This is a genomic window from Pseudoduganella rivuli (genome assembly GCF_009674485.1).
In the GTDB taxonomy this organism is placed as follows: domain Bacteria; phylum Pseudomonadota; class Gammaproteobacteria; order Burkholderiales; family Burkholderiaceae_D; genus Rugamonas; species Rugamonas rivuli_B.
Genome location: NZ_WKJJ01000038.1, coordinates 1 through 22,357, shown reverse-complemented (window position 1 = coordinate 22,357; position 22,357 = coordinate 1). Strand labels below are relative to the sequence as shown.

The window sequence follows — 22,357 nt, the reverse complement described above, 5'->3', positions numbered from 1 at the left end:
GACATTCCGCTAGATTTTATCGATAACAATTGGCGTAGCATGGGGATTTTTTCCTTTATGCGCAGCTACCACCCAATCCGCACTTCCCTTCAACTGCTGGCCGCCGCCATCCTGGCGCTGGCCGCCTGCATGACCCAGCCGGCTGGCGCGGCCACACCGATTCCGGTCGGCATGTTCTTTAACAACGCCGCGTTCAGCTCTCCTCAACTATCCCCCGACGGCAGCCATGTGGCCATGCTGGCCGTCGGCGCCAACCAGCGCCAGCGCCTGGGCGTGGTGGATTTACGCGACTTCAGCGTCAAGGTCGTGGCGGAATTCCGCGAAACGGATGTCCACGATTTCAAGTGGATCAGCGATGAACGCCTCCTGTTCAACACCCAGGATTCGCACCTGGCGCAAGGAGATCAACGTTACGGCCCCGGTTTGTTTGCCGTTAACCGCGACGGCAGCAACTTCCGGCAACTGGCCCGTAGCCAGGCGCTGACTTACTCGATCAACGGCGAAGCCAACAATCTGCTCCCTCCCAGCATACGCATGCTGGAATATGGCGCACAGGACAGCAGCACGGTTTACGTGGCCGATCTGCAATTCCGGGCCATGGACCAGCCTGCCGACGTGGAATTGCTGCAGCTAAACACACTGAACGGCAAGTCGGCCGGATTCACTTCCCCAACACCGATGCGCGGCTGGCTGCTCGATTACAACGGGCAACCCCGGCTGGCCTTCTCCGCCAATGGCGACCTCATGCATGTCCATTTGCGCGACCAGGCCAGCGGCGCCTGGCGCGAAGTCGCCAGCTTTAACAGTTTTACCGGCGCCAGCAAGCAGTTCAAGCCACTGGCGTTCGGTCCGGATGGGGTCTTGTACGTCACCGCCCAGGATGGCAACGATGTCAGCTCGCTATACCGCTTCGATCCGGCTACCGGCAAGCTGGGCGACAAACCCTTGCTGTCGCTGCAGGGCTACGACTTCCGCGGCCGGCTGATTTTTGGCAATGGCAAGCTGCTGGGCGTGCGCTTCGTGGCCGACGGCGAAGATACGGTGTGGTTCGATGACAACATGAAGGCAATCCAGCAAACCATCGACAAAAAGCTCCCGCACACCGTCAACCTAATCATGCCTGCGACGCGCCCTTCCGCGCCCTGGATGCTGGTCACCGCCTATTCGGACCGCCAGCCGCAGGTGTACATGGTCTATAACACCAAGACAGGCAGTCTGCAGCGCATCGCCGAGAGCCATGCGGGCATTAAGCCCAGCCAGATGGGTCGCCAGGAAGTCGTACGCTACAAGGCGCGCGACGGCTTGGAAATACCTGCCCTGCTGACGCTGCCTGCGGGGCAGGACAAGAACCTGCCGCTGGTCATGCTGGTGCATGGCGGTCCGTGGGTGCGCGGCAACCAGTGGGGATGGGAAGCGCAAGCGCAATTCCTGGCCTCGCGCGGCTACGCAGTGCTGGCGCCGGATTTTCGCGGCAGTACCGGCTATGGCGGCCGACACTTCCAGGCCGGTTGGCGGCAATGGGGCATGGCCATGCAAGACGATATCGCCGACGGCGCGAAGTGGGCTATCGCGCAGGGCTATGCCGCCCCGGCAAGGGTCTGCATCGCCGGCGCCAGCTATGGCGGCTATTCCACGCTGATGGGGCTGGTGAAAGATCCGGGCCTGTACCGCTGCGGCATCGCCTGGGCCGGCGTCACCGATATCAGCCTGCTGTATAGCGGCCATTGGCGCTATGCCTCCGACTTCTCTGCCGAATACAAGCTTTACGGTATGCCACTCATGGTGGGCGACCCGGTCAAGGATGCCGAGCGCCTGAACGCAAACTCGCCGCTGCAGCAGGCGGCCCGCATCACGCGGCCGTTACTGCTGGCCCATGGCGGCGCCGATGTCCGGGTGCCGTTGGTCCACGGCTTGAAAATGCGCGACGCACTCAAGCCCGTCAACAAGAACCTGGAATGGGTGGAATACGAGAAGGAAGGCCACGGCTGGTTCCTGCCGGACACGCGCATCGACTTCTGGACCCGCGTGGAAGCATTCCTGGACCATCACATTGGTCCGGCAAGCCAGGGGCAACCCTGATTCGCCCACACAGTTGACGTATCCCGCGCAGGAGCGATTGGACGGCTGCGGCAAACCCTGCTAACGTTGCCGCAATCAGAACCCATCCGCCGTCCATGCACGCTGTCCGCCGCGCTATCATCTCCGCTTTGCTGCTTGCCTGTGCCGGCTTGTCCGGCGCTGCACAAGCACGCCCGCAGGACACCGCCCTGCGCGTGGTGGTACCCATGCTGCACCCCAGCGCGCGCGAACATGCCAGCTATTTCCCCCGCCTGCTGCAACTGGCGCTGGACAAGACCATGGCCACCGACGGCCCGTATGAAATCGTCCACTACGACCGCGAACTGACCAGCCCCCGCCAGGCGCTGGAAATCAAGCATGGCGGCGTCATCGACGTCATGTGGGATGGCACCAACCGCCAGCGCGAAGCGGAATTGCTGCCGATCCGCATTTCGCTGTTGCAGGAGTTGAATGATTACCGCGTGCTCCTGATCCGGCGCAGCGACGCCGCCCGGTTCGCCAACATCCGCAACCTGGAACAGTTGCGCATGCTGAAGGCCGGCGCCGGCGTCAACTGGCCGTCGACGGACGTGCTGCGCGCCAATGGCTTGCCGGTGGTGACATCGATCGGCTATGAATACCTGTTCCCCATGCTGCGTGTGGGCCGCTTCGATTACATGCCGCGCGGCGTGCACGAGGCGTGGTCGGAATTGCAGCAGCACGCGAATGACGGTTTCGACATCGAACCCAACATCTTCCTGCACTACCGCGTGCCGTATTACTTCTTCGTCAGCCGCACGCGCCCGGAACTGGCGGCGCGTATCGAGCGGGGGCTGAAGCTGGCGCAGAAAGACGGCAGCTTCGATGCGCTGTTCAATGCCATTCCCGCGTTTCAGCGGGGGATGGCGGAGATTGCGGCGAAGAAGCGGCGGGTGTTTGAGTTGAAAGTTCCGTAGGGCCGTAGGGCGGCTTTTACGGGGAGGCCGAGTCAAAGCCGCCGTGCATGCATTGCCATGCTGTATGAGCTTGCGGCCATGCGCGCATGGCGGCTTGATGAAACCAATCCGCCCTACGGTTTCACTGGCACAAAGTTCAAATCCTGGAAGTCATAGCTGAAATCCGTTTCGCTGGAAACCGGCGCCATTTTCATGCGCTCGATGCTGCCATCCGGGTTCAGTGCAAACGTCACATACGCATCCGCATTGAAGTTGCGCTGGCGCCAGCGCACGATGAACGTGTCGTGCTGGAAGTGTTCCAGGTCACCCACCAGGTCCGGCGTTTTCGCAAAATGCATCACCTGCTTCCGGCCTTCCCGCCTGATCGACACCACCCCATACCACGCGTCGCGGTAATCGCCTTCATACGACGCCACCGGCAGCGATGGCGACGACTTCGCCGCGCGCACGGACGACGCCTTGGCCACTTTCGCCAGCTCTTCCTTGTGGCGCGTCTCTTCGTCATCGGCAATGATGCCGATCCAGTCACGCTGCGGCGCGCCGAAATAATGGTCGAGCAAACGCCATTGCAGCGCATTCATGGAACCGCTGTTTTCCGCATTGGTGAAAATCGCGATGCCCAGGTTTTCGTCCGGCACCATCACCACGCGCGAATAAAAGCCCTGCAAGGCGCCGCCGTGCATGGCCAGCTTGCGGCCACGGTAATCGCGCAACTGGAAGCCCAGCCCATAGCCATAGAAATTCGGCCTGGTATCGGCCAGTTGCCCCTTCGGTTCCGGGATTTTCATCGGCGTTTGCTGGGTCCACATTTCCGCGACCTGCTTTGCGCTGATCAATTGCTTGCCGTCCGGCGTCTTGCCGCCGTTCAGCAGCAACGCCATCCAGCGCGCGATGTCTTCCGCATTGGTGTTGATGCCCACCGCGCCCGCCGCGTTTTCCACCGGCATGGGCTTGACCACGGCAACCTTGTCGCCGATCTTGCTGTGCGGCGCCGAGTGGTCCGGCGCCTGCAGCATGGCGCTGACGCTGGTGGTGGTGGCATTCATGCCCAGCGGCGCCAGGATGCGTTCGCGCGTGGCGTCGCCCCACGGTTTCCCGGCCTTGTCCGCGATGATCTTGCCGGCCACGATGTACAACAGGTTGTCGTACGCATAGCGGTCGCGGAAGCTGGTGGCCAGCTTGATGTGGCGCAGCCCCTGGATGATTTCATCGCTGGTGAACGTCGTGGTGGGCCACCACATCAAGTCGCCCGCGCCCAGCCCCAGGCCGCTGCGGTGCGTCAGCAAGTCACGCACCGACATGGCCCCCGTCACGTATGGATCATTCATCTGGAACCACGGCACGTGCTTCGTCACGGGATCGTCCCATTTCAGCTTGCCTTCGTCGACCAGCATGGCCAACGCGGCGGCCGTGAACGCCTTGGAATTGGACGCGATTTCAAACAGCGTCTTGCCCGTCACCGGCGCGGGGTCGCCCAGCTTGCGCACGCCGTAACCCTGCGCGGCCACGACTTTGCCATCCTTGACGATGGCAATCGCGATGCCCGGCACATCGAAGGTTTTCAGGACGCGCTTGACGTCCGCGTCGAGGTTGTAGGCCGCCGCCTGCGTCGCGGCGGCTGGCGCGGGAATGACGACATCGGCCCACGCGGCATGGCTGCTTGCCGCCAGCGCCAGCGCCAATGCAATGTGCTTCAGTTTCAGCTCCGCCATCTCAGTGCTTCCCCACCAGTTTATCGACATTGGTTTGCGTGTCCGGGTGATAGCGCGGGCGGGCCTTGCGGTACAGCGCCAGCGCCCATTCGCGCTCGGCGGGACTGGCCAGCAGCGCCGTGTACAGCGGCAGCACGAACTTCTTGCGGCCCACGTCCATCAGGAACTTCGTCAGCGGTTCACGCACGCTGTAGCCGGCCTTCACGCTGGCCAGGTAAAACCGGAATGCCACTTCATTGTTGCCGCTTTTGCCCAGCGCGAACGCCTGATCCAGTTCTTTCATTTGCTGTGCATTGGCCTTGCCGTCGATCGTGTTCAGGAAGTGCATCCATTCGATGGCGACCCAGTTTTTCGTATCCAGGTTGGCGGTCGGCTGGTCGCCCTTCAGCCACGCGTCGCGCTGCGCATCGAGCGCCGTCAGGCGTGGCGATACCGTGTGCTTCGCCGTCGCCGGCACGCCGGGGCCATACAGCCATTCTTCCAGCTCGGCCTTGCCCATCACTTCCGGATGCGCATCCAGCAAGTTCTTTTGCAGGTACGCGACGAATTGTTCCGTGGTGGCCGACTGGAACGCATGCTGGTCGAACCAGCCCCGCAGGAAGGGATCAAACACGGCGCGGCCCGCGCGCTGTTCCAGCGTATGCAGCAGCCACGCGCCTTTCGGGTAGGCCAGCTGGTCATCCGTGTACGTCTGCGATGGGTTGCCATCCGGGTCGCGCGTGATCAGCGCCTGTTTGGCCACCGGAATATCCTTCAGCGACGCGAACAATTCTTCCTGCTCCAGCTGCAAGCCCATTTCCGCGACTTCCGCGCCATACAGGCTTTCCACGATGCGTGTGGTCACGTACGTGGTAAAGCCTTCGTTCAGCCACCAGTGCTTCCACGTGGCGTTGGTGACGAGGTTGCCGGACCACGAGTGCGCCAGTTCATGGGCAATCAAGTCCACCAGGCTGCGGTCGCCCGCGATCATGGTCGGGGTCAGGAACGTCATGCGGGGGTTTTCCATACCGCCGATCGGGAACGATGGCGGCAACACGACCATGTCGTAGCGTCCCCACCGGTACGGGCCATACAGCGATTCGGCGGCCGACACCATTTTTTCCGTATCGGCCAGCTCATAGGCGGCCGCTTCGATGCGCGCCGGTTCCGCATACACGGCCGTGCGCGGGCCCAGGTTGCGCAATTCCAGTTCGCCGATGGCGATCGCCAGCAGATAGGCGGGAATCGGTTGCGGCATCTTGAATTTCCATCCGCCGGCGCCCGTGCCCTGCTGGTCGTTTTCCGCGCTCATCACGACGCGCAAACCCTGCGGCGCATCGATGCGGGCGCTGTAGGTAAAGCGCACCATCGGCGTGTCCTGCACCGGCGCCCACGAGCGGGCATCGATGGTTTCCGACTGGCTGAACATGAACGGACGCTTGCCGGACATGGTTTGCTGCGGCGTCATCCATTGCAGCGCCGGCGCGGTGGGCGCGGTCCGGTAGTAAATGCGTACTTTTTCCGGCTGGTTCGACAGCGCGATGCGCAGCGCCTGGCCCTTCTCGGCATCCGGCTTGTCCAGCATGTACGACGCGGCGGTCCAGCGGCCATTCGGCTGCAGCACCTGCACCTTGGCGATGTTCAGCTGGCGCGTATCGAGCACCAGCGAGCGGGCGGATTTATCGAGCCAGTTCAGGCTCAGTTCCGCATAGCCGGACAGCGTCTTGCGGGCAAAGTCCGCTTTCAGGTCGAGGTGCAGGTCGGTGGTGCGGACCTGGTCATAGCGCGCATAGCTGAGTGGGTCGGCGTGCAGGCTGGTGGCCGTGTGGGCAAGCAGCGCGCACAGCGTCATGCGCAAGAAGGTATTCGTTCGCATATTCTGTTCATTCTGTGGATGGGTTGCCGGCCCGCCGGGCAGGCGCGGTGCAGCATAGCACAGGGCGCGCACGGGCTGTGCGCACCTTATGGTAAGATGCGGGCCTGAACTTTGGGGAGTAGTCGGCTTCCGGTCCCCGGAAGAACCCGCGTCAACATAATCGGCCCGCAGGCCGTGGCGCGAGTGGCCATGCAAACGTTGCGCGGCTTGACGAGACCATTGATCTTGCGCGGCCACGATAACGCAGACAGGGCCGGAGCCGCGCATTGATCAATCGGTCCATTCCGGCCCCCTGCACACTCATCATGGAAGCATTCCTGATCTCCACCGGCATCGTCGCCCTGGCCGAAATCGGCGACAAAACGCAGTTGCTGGCATTCTGCCTGGCCGCGCAATTCCGCCGCCCCGTTCCCATCGTGCTGGGCATCTTCACCGCCACCATCTTCAACCACGCGTTTGCCGGCGCGGTCGGTTCACTGATCACCGGCTTGCTGGGACCGGACGTGCTGCGCTGGGTACTGGGCCTGTCGTTCATCGCCATGGCGGGCTGGATGCTGATCCCTGACGAAATCGACGAAGACGACCAGCCCGCCGCGAAGTACGGCGTGTTTGCCGCCACTGTGATTGCCTTCTTCCTGGCCGAGATGGGCGACAAGACGCAGATCGCCACGGTCGCGCTGGCGGCCCGCTTCGACAGCCTGGTGGCCGTCGTTTGCGGCACCACCTTCGGCATGATGCTGGCGAACGTGCCGGCCGTGTACCTGGGCAAGGGCGTGGCCGACCGGATTCCGTTAAAACTGGTGCATGGCGTGGCGGCGCTGATTTTTGCCGTGCTGGGGGTGGCGACGTTGCTGGGGGCGGGGGATCGCTGGCTGGGATGATGATGCCGGTGGCGTGCATGCCGCGCACGCCACCCGCTTTCAGCCGGCAGCAGCGCCCCTCGGCGCCACCAGCCCCACCTTGTGCACCTGCCCGTCGTCGACCAGCGCAATCTCCATTCCCCGCTGCGCCACGCCATCCACCGTCAACGCTGCGGTTGCCGATGCATCGCGCGTCACGTCGATTTCATACGTGCTGCCGCCATAGCGGTAGTTAATGGAGAAGCCATCCCACTCGTCCGGGATGCGCGGTTGCAGGAACAGGCGGTCGGCGGCGCGGGTCACGCCCAGCAGGGACTCCAGGATCAGCCGGTACATCCAGCCCGACGACCCCGTGTACCAGCTCCAGCCGCCCCGGCCGATGTGCGGCGCGACCGCGTACACGTCCGCCGTCACTACATACGGTTCCACCTTGTAGATGGCGCTGCGCTCGGCCGTGGAACCGTGCTGCACGGGGTTAATCATGCGCATCAGTTCCCACGCCCGCTTCACGTCGCCCATTTTTGCGAACGCCATCACGGTCCAGATGGCTGCGTGCGTGTACTGGCCGCCGTTTTCCCGCACGCCGGGCACGTAACCGCGGATGTAGCCGGGATTCAGGTCCGCCTTGTCGAACGGCGGATCGAGCAGCTGGATCAGGCCGAAGTCGCGCCGCACCAGGCGGCCATCGACTTGCTGCATGGCGCCCGTCACGCGTTCGCGGTTGGCGGCGCCGGACAGGATGCCCCAGCTCTGCGAAATCGAGTCGATCTGGCATTCCTCATTTTCGTGCGATCCCAGCGGCGTGCCATCGTCGAAATACGCGCGCCGGTACCACTGGCCATCCCACGCATTCTGCTCGATATTGGCGGCCAGCTTGCGCGCCTCCTCGCGGCACTCCGACGCGAACGCGCCATCGAGCCGCACGTCGGCCACATCGGCAAACTTTTGCAGCACGTCGATCAGGAACCACGCCAGCCACACGCTTTCGCCCTTGCCTTCTTCGCCGACTTTGTCCATGCCGTCATTCCAGTCGCACGAACCGATCAGCGGCAAGCCGTGCACGCCGAAGCGCAAGCCGTTGCGGATCGCGCGCATGCAGTGTTCGTACACGTCGCCCGTTTGCGGCGACCGTGTCGGCAAGTCGTAATACGAATCCTCTTCCGGCTTGACGGGCCGCCCTTCCAGGAAGTGCGCGGTTTCATTGAGGATGGAGGTGTCGCCGGTGGTGGAGATGTAGCGCGCCACCGCCAGCGGCAGCCACAGGTAATCGTCCGAGCAGTGCGTGCGCACGCCCCGGTCCGACGGCGGATGCCACCAGTGCTGGACGTCGCCTTCCAGGAACTGGTGCGCGCAGCACAGCACGATATGGTCGCGCAGGATCTTCGGTTCCGTGTGCACCATCGCCATCGCGTCCTGCAACTGGTCGCGGAAGCCGAACGCGCCACCGGACTGGTAATAGCCGCTGCGCGCCCACATCCGGCACGCGATGGTCTGGTACATCAGCCAGCCGTTGGCAATTACGTCCAGCGCCGGTTCCGGCGTCTTCACCTGCACCGCATTCAAGACGCGGTTCCAGTGCGCGTGCACCGCGCCCAGCGCTTCGTGCGCGGCGGCCAGCCGGCCATGTTTCTGCACCAAGCTGGAGGCGTCCGCGTTGCGCCGGCCGCCCAGGCCCAGCACGAACACGATTTCCCGCTCCTGGCCCGGCAGCAAGTCCAGCGGCACCTGGATCGCGCCGCAACTGTCGAGCCCCGTGCCGACGCGGCCCGACAGGCGGGCGCGTTTCAGCGCTTGCGGGTTGGCCAAGGTGCCATTACGGCCGAGGAATTCCGTGCGGTCCGCCGTCACGGAGCGGACCGCCGCGTCGGCATTGAAGAACGCCACCCGGCCGGAAAATTCCGTGTTGTACGGGTTTTTCGCCAGCAGCGCGCCGCTGGCCGCATCGACTTCCGTGATGATGTGCATACCGGATTTCGAGCGCATGTCGCCCAGCACCCATTCCACGTAACCGGTGACGGACAGGCGGCGGTTGACCAGCGATTCGTTGCGCACCTTGACCACCGAATAGCGCACCGGCGCATCGAGCGCGACGAACACCGTCAATTCCGTCGTGATACCCGCTTCCGTATGTTCGAACACGCTGTAACCAAAGCCATGCCGCGTCACGTAATCGCCCGAGCCGCGCGCCGGCAACGCGGACGGCGACCAGACCTGGCCGCTTTGCTCGTCGCGGATATAAAACGCTTCGCCGCTGCCGTCCGACACCGGGTCGTTGTGCCATGGCGTCAGGCGGAATTCATGGGCGTTTTCCTGCCACGTATAGGCTTGGCCGCTCTCGGAAATCACGCTGCCGAACTGCGGATTGGCCAGCACGTTCGACCATGGCGCCGGCGTGCGCTGCTGCGCATTGGTAATGATCACGTATTCGCGCCCATCGGGCGTAAAGCCGCCGATGCCGTTATCGAGCAGCAGGTGCTGCGGACGGCGCGTCTGCTGTCCCGCGTCGGCGTATTCGCCGCGCGCATCGGCCAGCAACGGCGGCATGCGCAGCGCGGCGGGACCTGGGCGCTTGATCTGCTCGGCCAGGGTGCCGCGCTCATCGCTGATGATGACGCGCGCCACCGATTGCAGCAGGATGCGGTCGTCCGGCGAAATCTGGTCGCCCTGGCGCACGAAGATGCCGCCCGGGCGGTCGATCGCCTGCGCATCGATGCCGGATGCGATCAGCCCCATGATCTGGTCGTGCAGCGCCTGGCGGTAGCCTGAATTGTCTTCGTACCAGATCACCAGGTCCACCACCAGCCCTTTCAGGCGCCAGTAGGCGTGCGCCTGCACCATTTGCCGCGCCAGTTCGATATTGGCGGGATCGCGGATTTGCAGCAGCACGATCGGCAAGTCGCCGGAAATCGCGTAGGCCCACAGGCCGGACTGGCCGCGCTGGTTACGTACGAGGATGGACGGGTCGGCGCGCAGCGCCGCATGCGGATAGATGACGCTGTTGGCCAGGCGGCCGTACAGTTGCGCATCGGTTTCGCTGGCGTTCAGCTGGCGCAGCACGACCTGGCTGTGCGTCCATGCCAGTTCGAACACGCGGTCGGCCAGGTGGCGGTCCTGGTATTTGTCGATCAGGTGCAGCGCGGCGTCGCGCGTGTCCGTCATGCCGGTGACGATGTCGACCACGGCCGACTCGTCCGGCTCCAGCGTGATGCGGTAGCGGATCGCCACGATCGGGTCCAGCACCGAACCTTCCGCGCCGGACAGCGGTTCCATGTCCAGCATGGCGCGCGGCGCCATCGCCGTGTTGCCGCGGCCGATGAAGCGCGAGCGGTCCGTTTCATACGACACGCTGGCAATCGCCGCATCGTGCAAGGTCATCAGATGCAGCATGTACGGCATGTGTTCGCCCTTGCCGCGCGGCCGGCGTGTGCACAGGATGGCGGTTTCCTGTTGCAGGATTTCCGTTTGCACGAACAGCTTGCTGAACGCGGGGTGCGCCGCATCGGCCGGCGCGGGCGCCATCACCACTTCGGCAAAGCTGGTGACTTCGATCTCGCGCTTGCGGTCGGACTTGTTGGTGATGCGCGTGCGGCGCATTTCGATATCGTCTTCCGGCGACACGACGATTTCCGTGTACAGCTCCAGCTCGCGGTCGGTGCGGCGGAATTCCGCCCGCCCTTCCGAGAAAATCACTTCGTATTTGCGCGGCTCGGCCATGGTCGGCTGGTACGTGGTGGACCAGTACGCGCCATCGTCCAGGTCGCGCACGTAGCAGAACTGGCCCCAGTTGTCGCGCGTGCTGTCTTCGCGCCAGCGCGTGACGGCCAGGTTGTTCCAGCGGCTGTAGCTGCCGCCCGCGTTGGTCACCATCACGTGGTAGCGGCCATTGGACAGCAGTTGGGTTTCCGGCACCGGCGTGTTGGCTTGCGTGAGCACACGCATCGGCAGCATGGCCTGTTCCTGCGCCGTGCTGCGGATCGCGGCCTGTTCGGCCGTATCGGAATAGAACGCGCCGGCTTGCGGGCTGCGCTCCTGCAGCACCAGCAGCGTGGCCTGCAACTGCGGATCGGATTCGAAGCGGCGCTGCATCGGGCGGTCATGCAGCAGGTAGGACAGCGCCAGCAAGCCCATGCCCTGGTGGTGCACCATGAAGGAACGGATCACCGCGTGGGACTGGCCGCGCGGCAGGCGCGCCTGCGTGTAATCGATGGCTTCATAGAAGCCGTAACGGCCCATGAAGCCCTGCGCCGCCATCTTTTGCAGGTTGGCGGTGGACGCTTCCGGATGCACCATCAGGCCCAGCATGGAGGCGTAAGGCGCGATCACGAGATCGTCGCCCAGGCCCCGCTTCAGGCCCAGGCCCGGCACGCCGAAGGCGCGGTACTGGTAATTGAGCGCGGCGTCGGTGGTGTTATAGCCGGATTCGGACACACCCCACGGCACGCTGCGCTGCTTGCCGTATTCGATCTGCGCCGTGATGACGGATCGGTAGGTCTGGTCCAGCAGGGTTTCCGGATAGGTCGGCATCACCAGCAACGGCATCAGGTATTCGAACATGGAACCGGACCACGACAGCAGCACCGGTTCGCCATTCAGGATGCACAGCTGGCGGCCCAGCGCGAACCAGTGTTCCTGCGGCAGCTGGCCCTGCGCGATGGCGACAAAGCTGGCCAGCCGCACTTCGGACGCCAGCAAATCGTAGTAGCTGGCGTCCAGCCGGCGTTCCGTGACGTTGTAGCCGATCGCCAGCAATTTCGTCGTGGGATTGAACAGGAAGCCGTATTCGATTTGTGCGAACTGGCCGCACTCGCGCGCCAGTTCTTCCAGCTGCGCGATGCGGCTGCGCGCCAGCTTGCTGCCCTGCGCCACCAGGCGGGCCAGCACATCCTGGCGTTCCCGCTCGGCCGGGGCCAGGTCCGATTGCGCCGCCGCCGCATCGGCATGGTCCATGTCGGCCAGCTGACGCAACGTGGGCATGCGCACCATGTTGGCGTCGAACACTTCGCCCGCCGTGATCCATGGCGCCAGCGCCAGCAAGTCGTCCAGCGCCGCACGGCACTGCGTGCGCAACGCGGCCGCCCAATATTGCACGGACGGGTCGGCGCCATCGGGCTGATACGCATCGGCCGTGCGCACGGCCCGTTCCAGGCAGGCATGCATTTCCAGCAAGGTGGAAGGGAACAGCGGTTGCGCGGCGGCGAATTCCCGGCCCAGGGCCATCAATGCATCCGGCAGGTGCACGGACGTCGGGGCCGGGGCGGTGGCGCCGCCGGTCTGTGTGCCCGCGGCGGCGATGGTTTCCGCCAACACCTGGATCGTGGTGGAGATGCCTTGCAACAGCTGGGTTCCCACGATGGGCTGGTCGGCCTGTTGCAGCAAGCCTTGCTGCAACGTCAGCAAATGCCCGGCCAGGTTGCCGCTGTCCACCGATGAAATGTAAATCGGGTGCAGCGGCTTCATGGTCACCGTGTCGTACCAGTTGTAGAAGTGGCCCTGGTGCCGTTCCAGCTTGGCCATGCTGTTCAGCGTATTGGTGGTGCGGGCGATCAGTTGCGCGCCGCTGATATAGCCGAAGTCATGCGCGCTCAGGTTCGCCAGCAAGGCCATGCCCATGTTGGTGGGCGACGTGCGGTGGGCAATCACCTGGGCTGGATGTTCCTGCACATTGTCCGGCGGCAGCCAGTTGTCGTCCGGGCCGACAAACGTATCGAAATACGCCCACGTGCGGCGCGCCACCATGTGCAGGAAGACGCCCTGCTCGTTCGACAATTCCGCCAGCTCGCGCGGCTGCGGGCGGCTGATCCACCACGCCACCAGCGGCGCGGCCAGCCACGCCACCAGCAGCGGCACGGCGGCGCCGATACTGTCCTGCACTCCCTGCGTCTTCAGCACCGCCAGCGCGGCGCCAATCGCCAGCGCCGATACCGGTGCAATCCACATGGTGCGCCAGTAATCGGCCGGCGCGTTGCCGCTGCGGGCCAGCGCCGATGCGCGCCATTGCAGCAGCCGGCGTTTCGATACCAGCAGGCGCCAGCCGGTGCGCACGATCGCATCAAGGCTGACATAAGCTTCATACGGCAGGAACACGATGGTCAGCAGCGCGTGGGCAAAATGCAGGCGGCTGCGCCACAGCGATTGCGCGACGTGCTGGCTCCACAATGTGTCGCGGGGCCGGTTCAGCAAGTCATACACGGCGGACGCCAGCGGCGGGACGAACACCACGGCCAGCACCGCCACGGTCCAGTACCATGGGTTCGGCAAGACAGCCCACGCCAGCAGCAACGCCAGCGCCAGCACCGGCGGCACCAGACTGCGGCGCAGGTTGTCGAACAGCTTCCAGCGCGACAGCCATGACAGTGGATTGCGCTCGCGTCCTTTCGGCCGGCCATCGACGCCGGGCAGCGGCGTGCGCGGCATCAGCCAGGACAGCAATTGCCAGTCGCCGCGCGTCCAGCGCTGGCGGCGCAGGATATCGTCGCTGTAGCTGGCCGGGTATTGCTCGTACAGTTGCGCATCGCTCAACAGGCCGGCGCGCAGGTAGCAGCCTTCCAGCAAATCGTGGCTGAGGATGCGGTTATCCGGCAAGCGGCCGCCCATCACCTGTTCGAACACGTCGACGTCGTAGATGCCCTTGCCGATGAACGAGCCTTCATAAAACACGTCCTGGTACACATCCGACACGGTGCGGGTGTAGGGATCGATGCCGGGTTCGCCGCCGCACAGGCGCTCGTAGCGCGACGCGTGTTCGCTGGGCAGGCTGACCGCCACGCGGGGCTGCAGGATGCCATAGCCTTCGACCACGCGGTTGTGCTGCGGATCGACGCGGGGGCGGTTCAGCGGGTGCTGCATGGACGCCACGAACTGGCGCGCCGCGTCGCGCGGCAGGCGCGTGTCGGTATCGAGCGTGATCACGTAGCGGATGGTGTCAAGGTCATCGACGTCGCCCACCACCAGCGCAAAGCGGTCGCGCGCGCCGCCCCGCAGATAACGGTTCAAGTCTTCCAGCTTGCCGCGCTTGCGCTCGCGCCCCATCCACACACCTTCGGACGCATTCCACAGGCGGGGACGGTGCAGCAGCAGGAAGGGGCCGGCCGGCGCATTGCCCATCGGCGGCACGGTGGACGCGGCGCCTTGCGGCGTGGCGTCTTCGCCCGCCGTGTATTTCTCGTTGAGGCGGCGGATGTGTTCCTGCGCCTGCGACAAGAGCGCGGCATCTCCCGGCAGGGTTTCTTCTTTCGCGTCGGCGAAATCCGTCAGCAGGCAAAAGCGCAGGTTGCGGTCGCGGTTGGCCAGGAAGCGCACTTCCATCTGCTCGACCAGTTCATCGACGTTTTCCTTGCTGTAAATGAGCGTCGGCACTACCACCAGCGCGCGGGCATCGCTCGGAATGCCGTTGCGGTAATCCATGCGGGGCAAGGGATTGGGCTGCGTCAGCAGCGTGGCGGCCCAGTTGGTCAGCGCCAGCGCCAGCTGGCTACCCGCCGCGACGGCCAATATGCCCACCAGCGCCAGCACCCAGTTTTCCACGCCGTCGCGCATCGCCCGCTCGACAGCCAGGCCGGCCAGCACCACGGTGATGGCGGCGGCGGCGCCCAGGTACGACGTCAGCGGCGACGCGCGCGACGTCTGCTGCAGCGCGATGCCCAGCGGCCAGCGCACGCCGGCCTGTTTTTCCAGCAGCACCACGCCTGGACCGATCAGGTAATAGCCGACGTGGCCCAGCCGGGAATCTCCCCTGGACTGCGCGCCGCCATTGCCATGCTTGCTTTGCGCCAGTTCCACCGCCATCGCGGCGATGTCCCGTTCACTGTGGGGCGAGCGGCGCGCCAGTTTTTCAATCACGTGGCGGTACTGGTCGCGGGTGGAAAAATCCATGTCGCCATAGACGTCGGCGGGGTCGAGACGCAACGTCTGTTCCACCACGCTCATGGTTTCCACGAACTCTTGCCAGTCCATCGTGCCGAGGAAGCGCAGGCTGCCGATACTGTTGGCGATCGATACCTGTTCCGCCGCCTGGGTCTGGATTTCCTGCTGGATCAGCTGTTCGATGGTCATGCCCAATTCCGCCAGCCGGTGCGTCAGCCACGTCAGCGCCAGGGTCAGCGCGGCGCTTTGTCCCTGCAGGCGGCGCGCCAGTTCCGCCACGAAGCCGCTTGTCAGCGGCGGACTGGAACGGGCCATGTCCGCCACCAGCAGGATCAGGCCGCTGGGGTTCTTGTCGGCGATCTCCATCATCTGGTCGGCCCACGTGTTGGCGAGATCGCGCTGGACGCGGTTCTCCGCCACGCGCGCAGCCACGCGGCGCAAATTCTCGATCAGGGCCAGGCGCAGCATGATGGGGATGGCCCACAACTCGCCCAGTTTCAAGGTCGCAACTTCCTGGTAAGCATCGACGAAGCGGCACAGGCTTTCCGGATCGACGCGGCCGTCGCCATGGGCGATGATTTCCAGCGCAATCTGGTAGACGCGCGGCGTGCCGTCCGGCGCGCCTTTGGCCAGGCGGGGTAATTCCTTACTGTAATTTTTCGGCAAGTGGCGCCGCGCGGTACGGATCTGGTCTTCGATCAGGTACGAATTGTCGAGCAGCCATTCCGACGCGGGCGTGATCTGGCGCGATGATTTCACGGCGGCAGTAAGGTCTTCGCACGTTTCCGCGATGACGTCGGCATTTTCGCGCAGGCGCGCCAGCAGGCGGTCCGGTCCCTGCCGCTTGCTCAATTCATGGCTGGCGGCAAGCACCTTGCCATGGGCCGCCATTTGCTGCGCACTGAACAATTCCGCACGCAGCGGCGAGTCATCATCGGCGGCGCTGCTTGGTACTGCGCTTGGCGCATCTTCGCGGAAACCAAACGTGAAGTGACGCAAGAAATTCGGTTGCTCGTTCAACTTGGACCTCGCAGTCTGCCCTTGCCATGGGAAGTGAAAGTATGGTCCAAGCAATAGTACGGAGGCGCGCGACAGGCCACTGTGCGCTGGCGTACATAGTTGAGGCTACCGGGTTTCCTGCCGGCAGTGTTGAACTTTGGAAATCAGGCGGCGTGCGGTAACGCCGGCCACATGGTCAGCGCCATGCCGCCGGCCAGGTCGTATGCATGCGGATGGCCGAGGCGGCGCAGGCAGGCGGCCGCCCTGGCGCTGCGGGCGCCGCTGCGGCAACAGAACACCAGTGGCACACCGCTGTGCAACCAGGCGCCGATATGGCTGGTCAGGCGGCCCAGCGGCACGTTCACCACCGTGCGGCCATCCGGCCCCGCGGCGGGCGCGCCGATGCCGCTGGCCGCATGTTCACCGCCTTCGCGCACGTCGACCAGCAGCGCGTTTGGATGCAGCGCCAGTAACGCGCGCAGGGCACCATGGTCAAGGTGCATGCCGTTGTCCATGTCGCCCGGCTGCCGGCGCGTGGCGCGCAGGCTATGGCACAGCGGCAGGTGTTCGTCGCGCGCGGCGCACAGCAGCGTGTCGTCGTGCACAAAGGCGGCCAGTTGCTGCGGCGCGGCGTTGCCGATGAAGGCGTGGTGCACGGCGGCGCGGGACAATTCGCCGCCCGTGTCCGTTCCCAGCAGATAGGCTTGCGCGCCGCCGCCGCAATCGGCCCGCTGCAGGCGCTGGCCGCCAAACAGCAGCACGTCGGTGCCATGCGGCCAGCCATAGCTGTCGGTATCGAGGGTCACGGCGCCGGGGCGCGGCGCCGTCGTCAGCGACGCCAGCACGCGGCAGCCATGCTGCGCCACGTGCGCGGCAATGCGGTCCTCATGTTCCGGGTGGGGATCGATGACGACGCAGCTGTGGCTGGCGCCGTCGAACACCAGCCAACTGCAATCGGCGCCGCTGCCCAGTTGCAGCACATAGGGCGCGGTGGCGTCATGACTCTTGCCCCCCGCATTGAGGATGGCGCCGCAACGTTCGATGCGCTCGCACGCCCGGGTGATCGTGGCGTCGTCCACCAGCGGACCGAACGACATGCGGATCGCGCTGCCGCTGCGCCATGCGGGAATGCCCATCGCTTCCAGCACGTAGCTGGGCGCGGCCTTGTTGGACGAACAGGCGCTGCCGGAGCTGACGCGCACGCCGGCAGCGTCGAACACGTCCATCAGTTCGCGGCTGGTCAGTCCCGGCACGGAGAAATTCAGCGTGGTCGGCAGCGCGTGTTCGAGCGGTGCGTTGAACACGATGCCGGGCCAGGCGCGGCGCAACGTGGCAGCCAGCCGGTCGCGGAAGTCGTACAGCTGGTCATGGGTGCGGAACACGCCGCCCTGCTCCAGCGCGGCCAGCACGGCGTCCAGCGCGGCGATGCCAGCCATGTTTTCCGTGCCCGAGCGCAGCGCGCCTTCCTGTCCGCCACCGACGATCAGCGGCGTGTATGGCGCGCCGTCGCGCACGTACAGCATGCCGATGCCTTTCGGCGCATACAGCTTGTGACCGGAAAACGGTGCGTAATCGATGCGGCTCTTGGCCAGCTGCAAACGGAATTTGCCCAGCGCCTGCACGCAATCGACCATCCAGTAAGCGCTGCACGCCGTCTCTTCCAGCACCGCTTCGACGCCCGCGATATCGGACAGCACGCCGGTTTCGTTATTGGCCGCCATCGTGCACACCATGGCCGCCTGCGGCGCCAGGCGGCGCAGCGCATCGAGGTCGTGCAAGCCGTCGCCATCGACCGGCAGCGCCACCAGTTGCAGGTTCAGTCCCAGCACGGCATTCCAGTGCGCCAGGCTTTGCGGCACGGCCTTGTGTTCCGTCGCGCCATACACCAGCAGTGTGCCGATGGGTTCACCCGAATCGCGCCGCGCACGCAGGGCGCACAGCGCCGACAGTACGGCGGTCTGGATACCTTCGGTGGCGCCGCTGTTGAACATCACGTGTCCGCCGCCCGCGCCGATTACGCGCCGGGCCCGGGCGCGGGCGCTGTCGAGCAGTGCACGCGCCTGCAGCCCCGTGGTGTGGGTGCTGCTGGGATTGCCATAGCAAACCTGCATTGCGTGCACGGCGGCATCAATGGCGGCCGGCAAGACCGGGCTGGTGGCGTTACCGTCGAGGTAGATTTCGGACGTCATGATATTGATATTGGTCAAATTCTGGATACTCAACAGTTTACGCAGCGGAACGAAACGGTTTGTTCCAAGTTTCACTGCCAAATGCGTTAAACTTGGCATATACATGCTATTTTTTCGCATTTTATAGAATGAACACTCTCGACCATTTTGATTACGCCATCCTGGGCGCGTTGCAGGTCGACGGCACGCTGTCCGTGGCGGAACTGGCGCAAAAGGTCGGCTTGTCCAGCACCCCATGCTGGAAGCGGCTGAAGCGGCTGGAAGACGAGGGCTACCTGGAGCGCCGCGTCGCCATCATCAACCGCCGCAAGGCGGGATTGCCGGTGACGGTGTTCGTCAGCGTGCGCACCAGCCAGCACGACGACAAGTGGCTGGAACGCTTTGCGCAGGCGGTGGAAGCGCTGCCGGAAGTGCAGGAATTTCACCGCATGAGCGGCGATATCGACTATCTGTTAAAAGTCGTGACCACCGATATTGAAGGGTATGACCGGTTTTACAAAAAACTGATCAAGGTGGCGCAACTGTCCGGGGTATCATCTGCGTTCTCCATGGAACAAATCAAGTACACCACGGCGCTGCCGCTGCATCTGGTCGCGCATGGCACTGCAATCTGATGAATTTTCTGCAAGCCCTCCTTCCCGCACAAAGCCATACCTCTTTCCGTGAACGCGCACGGGCCGGCGCCGGCGCTTTTATTGCCCTGCTGCTGACCGGGCTGATCTCGCAATTCCTGGTGGCGCACGGGCCGTCCCATGTCTTCCTGGTGGGCGGTATCGGCGCATCGGCGATCCTGCTGTTTTGCCTGCCGGCCAGCCCGCTGGCGCAGCCGTGGTCCGTGGTCGGCGGCAACGTGGTGTCGGCGCTCACCGCGGCGCTGTGCATACGCTGGCTGGGCGATGGCGTGGCCGTGGCGGCGCTGGCCGTGGCGCTGGCGATTGCCGCCATGTTCGCGCTGCGCTGCCTGCATCCACCGGGCGGCGGCATGGCGCTGTCGGTGGCGATGGGCGGTCCCGCGATGCATGCAACGGGCATCGACTTCGCACTGGGACCGCTGCTGCTCAATTCCGTGCTGATGGTGCTGGCCGCGATCGCCTACAACAACCTGACGGGGCGGCGCTACCCGCACACGCAACAGGCGCCCCATCCGAATCCCCATGCGACGCAGGACCCGGTGCCGACCATGCGCCTGGGCTTCCAGCCGTCCGACCTGGACACGGTGCTGAAGCAATACAACCAGGTGCTGGACGTGTCGCGCGACGACCTGGAAGACATCTTCCTGCGCACGGAATTGCAGGCGTATAAACGCCGTTTCGGCGTGATCCGCTGCGCCGACATCATGTCGAAAGATGTGGCGACGGCGGAATTCGGCACCGCGCTGGAAACCGCGTGGCACGAAATGCGGGGCCACCGCGTGGCGGCGCTGCCGGTGCTGAACCGCGCGCGGCGCGTGATCGGCATCGTCACGCAGGGTGATTTCCTCGACCGCAGCGGGCTCGATGATTACGCGGGCGTGCGCCACCGGCTGCGCAGCTTCCTGCGCAAGAGCGGTGTCACGCACACGGAAAAAGCCGAAGTGGTGGGACAGATCATGCACACCAAACCCGTGGTGGCGCAGCTCGACACGCCCGTGGTGGAACTGGTGGCGCTGATGGCCGACTCCGGCCACCACCATATCCCCGTGGTCGACCACGAAGCGCGCTTCGCCGGCATCGTCACGCAGTCCGACGTGGTCGCCGCCCTGTACGAAAGCCGCCTGGCCGACGGCTTGCCGCCGGTGGGAGCAGGATTGCACGCCTGACCCCATCTGGGTATGCTTGCAGCTTCACCCTTACCCAGGAACCGTTCATGAAACATCGCATTACCCTGGCCGCGCTGGCTACCGCCGTTGCGCTGGCCTGGACGCCTGCCATCCAGGCCGCTCCTTCCACCACGCACAAAGTGGACACGGCGCCCGCCGCCAGCGCACCGCAAGTGCGGCAGCAATTACTGACGCTGGCCGACGAATACTATGACGCGGTCGCGCGCTTCGACCCGGTCGGCGCCACGCAAAACGGCGACAACCGCTTCGACGACCAGCTGACGATGGACATCGTCCCCGCCGAACGCGCCAAACAGTTCGCGCTGTACCGCGACTACCAGAAACGCCTGAAAGCCATCGACCGCGCGCAGCTGAGCCGCAGCGACCGCATCAATTACGACGTGCTGGCGTTCGAACTGAAAACCCTGGTGGCGTCCGCGGCATTCCCGAAACACTTGCTGCCACTGAACCAGATGGACAGCATCCCCGTCACCCTGGCCAATTTCGCCGGCGGCGAAGCATCGCAGCCGATCGGCACCGTCAAGGAATACGAAGCGTACCTGTCCCGCCTGGCCAAGACGCCGGCCTGGATCGACCAGGCCATCGTCAACATGCGCGAAGGCATGGCGAAGAAAATCGTGCTGCCGAAAGCACTGATGGTGTCGGCGCTGCCGCAATTCAAAAAACTGGTGGCGGCCGATGCGCAAAGCAGCATTTACTACACCCCGATCACCAAGCTGCCGGCCACGTTCAGCGACGCCGACAAGGCGCGCCTGACCGCCGCCTACCGCGACACCATCGCCAACAGCCTCAATCCCGCGCTGGCGCGCCTGGCGACGTTCCTGGAAACCGAATACCTGCCGGCCTGCCGCGATTCGTCCGGCTGGAGCGCGCTGCCCAATGGCCGCGCGTGGTACCTGGCCAACGTGGCCGAATCGACCACGACCAGCCTGACGCCGGAACAGATCCATGAAATCGGCCTGAAGGAAGTGGCCCGCATCCAGCGCCAGTTCGCCGTGCTGGGACCGAAGCTGGGCTACACCGGCCCGGCGGCCGGCCTGCCTGTGTGGGTCGGCAAGCAGGCCAAGTTTTACCCGTTCAAGACGGACGATGAAGTGCAGGCCGTGTACCGCCAGCTGAACGCCGTGCTGGACACCAAGCTGCCGCAAATGTTCACCTTGATGCCGAAGGCCAAGCTGGACTTGCGCCTGGAACCGGAACTGTCGCGCGCCACGGCGTCCGACCACTACACGGCGCCGGCTTCCGACGGTTCCCGTCCCGGCGTGTTCTGGTCCGTCGTCAACGACCCGGCCAAGTACAACAGCACCGGCATGAACACGCTGTTCCTGCACGAAGGCAAACCTGGCCACCACTTCCACATCGCGCTGACGCAGGAGATGGATCAGCCGAAGTTCCGCAAGTTCGGCGGCAACAATGCATTCACGGAAGGCTGGGCGCTGTACGCGGAAACGCTGGGCAAGGACATGGGCCTGTATGACGATCCGGCACAGTACTTCGGCCACCTGAACGACGAACTGCTGCGCGCCGTGCGCCTGGTGGTGGACACGGGCCTGCACGCGAAAGGCTGGAGCCGCGAAAAAACCATCGCCTACATGTACGACACGCTGGGTGATGCGGACGTGGCGAAAAACCAGACCGAGCGCTACATGGCGTGGCCGGGCCAGGCGCTGGGCTACAAGATCGGTTCGCTGAAGATCATGCAGTTGCGGGAAAAGGCGAAGCAGGCGCTGGGCGACAAATTCAGCCTGCCGAAGTTCCATGAGGTGGTGCTGGGCGATGGCACGTTGCCGCTGTCGCTGCTGGAGGATAAAGTCAACGCGTGGATCGCCGAGGCGAAGTGAAAAACACGTGACCTGAAATGCGTAGGGCGGTTTCCGCGCAGCGGAAGCCGCCATGCATGCGGCGCGTTGACGCATGCAGGCGGCTTTGTAAAAGCCGCCCTTCTATGAAGTTTGTCCAGGTACGTCAGCAAATTCTTTCCAAACTGTGCTCCGCCTATTCGCCGACTGGCCCGGGGTCAAGGGTGTATCTTCCTTGACGCCGGGG

10 protein-coding genes and 1 riboswitch are annotated in these 22,357 nt (G+C 64.6%); of the genes, 6 read left to right on the top strand and 4 right to left on the bottom strand.

Going from position 1 to position 22,357, the window contains the following annotated elements:
- The first annotated feature begins 57 nt into the window (after positions 1–57).
- Positions 58–2,079, top strand: coding sequence for a S9 family peptidase (locus tag GJ700_RS33675; protein ID WP_229507394.1), 2,022 nt, complete (start codon positions 58–60; stop codon positions 2,077–2,079).
- 206 nt (positions 2,080–2,285) lie between these two features.
- On the top strand, positions 2,286–3,014 hold the full coding sequence (locus tag GJ700_RS33670) for a transporter substrate-binding domain-containing protein (RefSeq protein ID WP_154382408.1): 729 nt from the start codon (positions 2,286–2,288) through the stop codon (positions 3,012–3,014).
- Positions 3,015–3,127: 113 nt separating this feature from the next.
- Here GJ700_RS33670 and GJ700_RS33665 read toward each other — a convergent pair whose 3' ends face one another.
- Positions 3,128–4,726, bottom strand: coding sequence for a serine hydrolase (locus GJ700_RS33665; protein WP_154382405.1), 1,599 nt, complete (start codon positions 4,724–4,726; stop codon positions 3,128–3,130).
- 1 nt (position 4,727) lies between these two features.
- The gene (locus GJ700_RS33660; RefSeq protein WP_154382403.1) at positions 4,728–6,581 is read right to left on the bottom strand and encodes a M1 family metallopeptidase; all 1,854 of its coding nucleotides are present in this window, start codon (positions 6,579–6,581) and stop codon (positions 4,728–4,730) included.
- 103 nt (positions 6,582–6,684) lie between these two features.
- Positions 6,685–6,790, top strand: a riboswitch (yybP-ykoY riboswitch).
- A 96-nt stretch (positions 6,791–6,886) separates the two neighbouring features.
- On the opposite strand from GJ700_RS33660, the gene GJ700_RS33655 reads away from it, so the two are divergent.
- Positions 6,887–7,462 carry a TMEM165/GDT1 family protein gene (locus tag GJ700_RS33655; protein WP_154382401.1) on the top strand — a complete coding sequence of 192 codons (576 nt, stop codon included), beginning with the start codon at positions 6,887–6,889 and terminating at the stop codon, positions 7,460–7,462.
- Between the two features lie 39 nt (positions 7,463–7,501).
- On the opposite strand, the gene GJ700_RS33650 is transcribed toward GJ700_RS33655, so the two are convergent.
- Positions 7,502–16,324 carry a GH36-type glycosyl hydrolase domain-containing protein gene (locus tag GJ700_RS33650; protein ID WP_371868246.1) on the bottom strand — a complete coding sequence of 2,941 codons (8,823 nt, stop codon included), beginning with the start codon at positions 16,322–16,324 and terminating at the stop codon, positions 7,502–7,504.
- Between the two features lie 143 nt (positions 16,325–16,467).
- Positions 16,468–18,492, bottom strand: a complete 2,025-nt coding sequence (locus GJ700_RS33645; protein ID WP_154382399.1) for an aminotransferase class V-fold PLP-dependent enzyme — start codon at positions 18,490–18,492, stop codon at positions 16,468–16,470.
- Between the two features lie 128 nt (positions 18,493–18,620).
- Here GJ700_RS33645 and GJ700_RS33640 point away from each other — a divergent pair, with 128 nt between their 5' ends.
- The 3 genes from GJ700_RS33640 to GJ700_RS33630 are packed head-to-tail and all read left to right on the top strand — an operon-like array spanning position 18,621 to position 22,152.
- Positions 18,621–19,106 (top strand): Lrp/AsnC family transcriptional regulator, encoded by a 486-nt coding sequence (locus tag GJ700_RS33640; RefSeq protein WP_154382397.1) that lies wholly within the window; start codon positions 18,621–18,623, stop codon positions 19,104–19,106.
- Positions 19,106–20,290: an HPP family protein gene (locus GJ700_RS33635; protein WP_154382395.1), complete on the top strand. Its 1,185-nt coding sequence runs from the start codon at positions 19,106–19,108 to the stop codon at positions 20,288–20,290. Before GJ700_RS33640 ends, GJ700_RS33635 begins: the two co-directional genes overlap by 1 nt.
- 47 nt (positions 20,291–20,337) lie before the next feature.
- On the top strand, positions 20,338–22,152 hold the full coding sequence (locus tag GJ700_RS33630) for a DUF885 domain-containing protein (protein WP_154382393.1): 1,815 nt from the start codon (positions 20,338–20,340) through the stop codon (positions 22,150–22,152).
- The last annotated feature ends 205 nt before the right edge of the window (positions 22,153–22,357 follow it).